The organism is Streptomyces specialis (assembly GCF_001493375.1).
GTDB classification, from domain to species: domain Bacteria; phylum Actinomycetota; class Actinomycetes; order Streptomycetales; family Streptomycetaceae; genus Streptomyces; species Streptomyces specialis.
The window spans coordinates 1-3,373 of record NZ_LN929819.1 but is presented as its reverse complement, the minus strand read 5'-3'; the positions used below and the strand labels follow the sequence as shown (position 1 = coordinate 3,373).

Below are 3,373 nucleotides of genomic sequence, written 5' to 3'. Positions count from 1 at the left end.
TACGAGGGAAAAAAACAATAGCGCCAAGCAACAGCAGGACTCCGAGCTTATGCGTCAGAGGCGTCAGATAGGTAAAAGGGACAGGTCTCCCACGACGGCGCGGGCCCCACCCGCGCCTGACCGGCAGCGGGCCCGGCCCTGTGGTGCGGGCACCATGACCTTATGGCGCTGAAGAAGACGACCGTCATGGTCGATGAGGAAGACCTCGCCCTGATCAAGGAGGCCGCGGCCCGGGAGGGCCGACCGGTGTCGGGGTACTTCCGGGAGGCGTTCCATCTCGTGGCCCTGCGTGCCCTGCGCTGGGACGACGACTGGGACATCCCTCGTCTCGACTTCGGCCGCCCGGTCACCGCCGAGGAGATCCACCGGGCCGTCGCGGACGGCGTGACGGATCACGAGCGATCGTCATCGGCGACACCCCGGGCCTCGTCGCGGCCCTCAACACCTCGGATCCCCAGCACGAGGCCGCCCGCACCGCGATGCGCCACGCCGCACGCGTGACCATCCCTGCTCTGTCCCCCGGCACTCTCCGCAAGGGGCGCGAGGTGCGGGACCGTTACGCGGCACTGCGACTCGACCTGACGGACGCGGTGAACGTCGTTCTGGCCGAGGAGTACGACACGGAGACGGTTCTGACGTTGGACCGCCGCGACCTCCGGGCCATCACTCCGCTCACCGGCGGCCACGCGTTCCGGCTCCTCCCGGACGACCCGTGGGCGACCGCGCCGTGTCCGGCGGTCCGGTCCCGGGTGGGCTGATCGGCTGACGGGGGGCGGGAACGTGACGGAAGGCGTGCGTACTCCGCGGGTGTGTCATCGGGCATCTGATACGACGGTCGGAGCCCCCACCACGATCCCGAGGAGTGCGCGCGTGCCCGCCTATCACCGTCGTGACGATCTCACCGAAGAGCAGTCGGAGGTCCTGGAGCAGGCCGCGTCCCACGTCATCGGCGCGCGGAAGGAGGCCGCGGCGATGCTGGAGGAGGCCGGGGTCGATCCGGCGGCCGACCTGGAGTGGTTCGGCAACCCCTGCGGGGAGTGCGCCTGTTCGGACTTCTCCGGCTTCGGCGAGAGCTGCGAGACCCTGGTCTTCGGCCCCGGAGGAAGCCCGGACCACATGGAGCCCTGCGGGCATCAGCCGTCGCAGCACCTGCCGACCTGACCCGCCGGGGACGGCCGGGCGGCCTCTCAGCGGCCCAGCAGGGTCACGCCGAGGGCGACCTGGCCCGGTTCCAGGGCGGTCTTGCCGTCCTCGATGTCCCACAACGCGTTCTGCAGGATGCGGCCGAGTGTCCAGCCGGCCGCCCGCTCCCGGTCCAGGCCGAGCACCTCGGTCATGAGGTCGAAGCGGCGCAGCAGCGTACGGGTCACGTCGCCGGTCGCCACCACCCGGTCCCAGCGGCTGTTCAGCGCCGGCCACAGGTCGAACCCGGGGTCCCCGGCCAGCGGTTCGGGGTCGATCGCCAGCCACGGCTCCCGCTCCCCGGCCAGGACGTTGTCGTCGTGCAGGTCCCAGTGCAGCAGGCGGTCGCCTGGCTCGCCGACCAGCTCCGCGACGGCGGACGCGCAGGACCGCACCAGCCGCCGCTCGGCCGGGTCGCGCAACGCCCCCACGGCGCCCGGGGCTTGGTCGAGCATGGCGGTGGCGATGTCCGCCAGGCGCCGCACGCCCTCGGGCGCGGGCCCCGCGACCAGCCGCGCCAGCAGCTCGGCGAGAATCCGCAGGGCGGCCGTGTCGTCGGCCAGCGAGGACAACGGCCGGGCCGCGTCCAGCCGTTCCAGCAGCATGGTGCCGGTGTCCGGATCATGGTCGAGCAGCCGCACCACGCCGTCGCCGTTCCACACCCGCAGCCCGAGCGCGGCGTCGGCGTTGTCCTCGCTGGGCCGCTGGAGCTTCAGCACCGCGGGTGTGCCGTCCGCGCGGGTCACCGGCAGCACCAGCGACGCCATGCCGTGCCCCGCTGCGCCGTCCGGCCGCAGCGCCCAGCGGTCCAGGAACTCCGCGGCGAGCGCGGGCAGTCCGGCGATCCACGCACGACCGGCCGGGTTGTTCGCGCCGTACGACGCGGCGAACGCGTCGGGGACTTCGAGGGGCGATGCGCCCATGTCGGCTCTCTCCTCAGTGCGATCGGGTTCCCCGTTCGGTCCCCGGGTCATCCGCCCGTCCGGGCAGGCGGTTCCGCGCCGGCCGGGAGGCTTCCCAGGATGAACTCCCCGACGCCGCACTCCACCACAGGATCGCGGCCGGTGGCGCGGGCGAACGCGGCGGCGTCGCCCGCGCCGACCGCGCAGCCCGCCAGGCCCATGGCGGTGGCCACGAGGTACATGGTCTGGTAGAGCGCGCCGACATGCTTGAGGACGAGCGCGTAGCCCATCGCCTCGTACTTCCACAGCACCCGGTCCATCCGGGCGGACAGCACCAGCAGCACCTGCGCAGGCGGACCGGCCGCAGAGGTGCGGCCCGCGACGCGCAGCAGCCGCCGCACCGCCGGGTCGCCGTCGCCGGCGACGAGCCGGAGCCGGTGGCCGTGGGAGTCGTAGTGGTACATGCCCGGGTCCAGACCGGCCACCTGGCTGACCACCGGATAGACCTCCAGCTCGTACAGCGCCCCTCCGGACGGGTAGGGGCGGCTGGCCTGCTGCACGCCGTCCACCGCCCACCCCCGCCGGGTCCGGGCGCACCGATGGAGGAACGCGCCCAACTGCCGGGCGGTCAGCGGACGGTCCTCGTCGTGGGCGCGCACCGAACGGCGGTCCTCCAGCACGGCGGTGAGCGGCGGATCGGCGCGGCGCAGCGCGTCGAGGTCCGGCCGGTGCAGGGCGATCGCCGGGCCGGGGTACGGGTCAGGCCGGACCGGCGGCGGGTCGGAAGGACCCCGGGCGCGGAACGTGGCGCCGAAGCCGTCCCGGCCGCGATCGCCCAGCCTGCTGCGGTCGTGGAACCACAGCTCGTGCGGGCTCCACTGCCGTGACCGCGCTTCCGGGGCGTCGGCGTCCCCGCCGCGCGGGACGGCCAGCGCGGCCCGGCGCAGGTCGCGCGGCAGGCGCCCGAGGACCGGGGCGGGCAGGGCGGGCGCGGCAACACGCGGGCCCGCGCCCGCCAGGCCCGCCAGCGCCGCCGCCACCGCCGGGTCGTGGATCCGGATCTCGCACCAGGCGTGCGGGGACTCCAGCACCATGCCGTGCCCGTCCGCGCGCAGCACCGCGAACCGGGACAGCGTCAGCTCGCGCGCGTCGGCCGGCGGGACCGGCGGCGGCGAGCGCAGCGGCCGGATCGTGTACAGGGCGCGGTCGCCGTCCGTCACCGTGATGTCCAGCCAGCCCCCGTCACGCAGCCGGGCCAGCAGCGGTCCGGTGTCGTGACCTGTCACGGC

General features: G+C 74.3%; 5 protein-coding genes. 3 read left to right on the top strand and 2 right to left on the bottom strand.

All coding sequences use genetic code 11. The features are described 5' to 3' along the window. The first annotated feature begins 162 nt into the window (after positions 1–162). From BN2279_RS07625 to BN2279_RS07615, 3 genes are all read left to right on the top strand, one after another. Positions 163–501, top strand: coding sequence for a CopG family transcriptional regulator (locus BN2279_RS07625; protein ID WP_234347573.1), 339 nt, complete (start codon positions 163–165; stop codon positions 499–501). Further along, positions 498–758, top strand: coding sequence for a PIN domain-containing protein (locus BN2279_RS07620; protein ID WP_407702202.1), 261 nt, complete (start codon positions 498–500; stop codon positions 756–758). Before BN2279_RS07625 ends, BN2279_RS07620 begins: the two co-directional genes overlap by 4 nt. 112 nt (positions 759–870) lie before the next feature. Beyond that, positions 871–1,161 (top strand): DUF6422 family protein, encoded by a 291-nt coding sequence (locus tag BN2279_RS07615; RefSeq protein WP_059007756.1) that lies wholly within the window; start codon positions 871–873, stop codon positions 1,159–1,161. A gap of 26 nt (positions 1,162–1,187) precedes the next feature. Here the strand turns inward: BN2279_RS07615 and BN2279_RS07610 are convergent, their stop codons facing one another. Both BN2279_RS07610 and BN2279_RS07605 read right to left on the bottom strand, forming a co-directional pair. After that, positions 1,188–2,105, bottom strand: coding sequence for an aminoglycoside phosphotransferase family protein (locus BN2279_RS07610; RefSeq protein ID WP_059007754.1), 918 nt, complete (start codon positions 2,103–2,105; stop codon positions 1,188–1,190). 47 nt (positions 2,106–2,152) lie between these two features. After that, positions 2,153–3,373, bottom strand: a 1,221-nt coding sequence (locus BN2279_RS07605) for a SagB family peptide dehydrogenase (RefSeq protein WP_059007752.1), incomplete at its 5' end; no start/stop codon positions are given.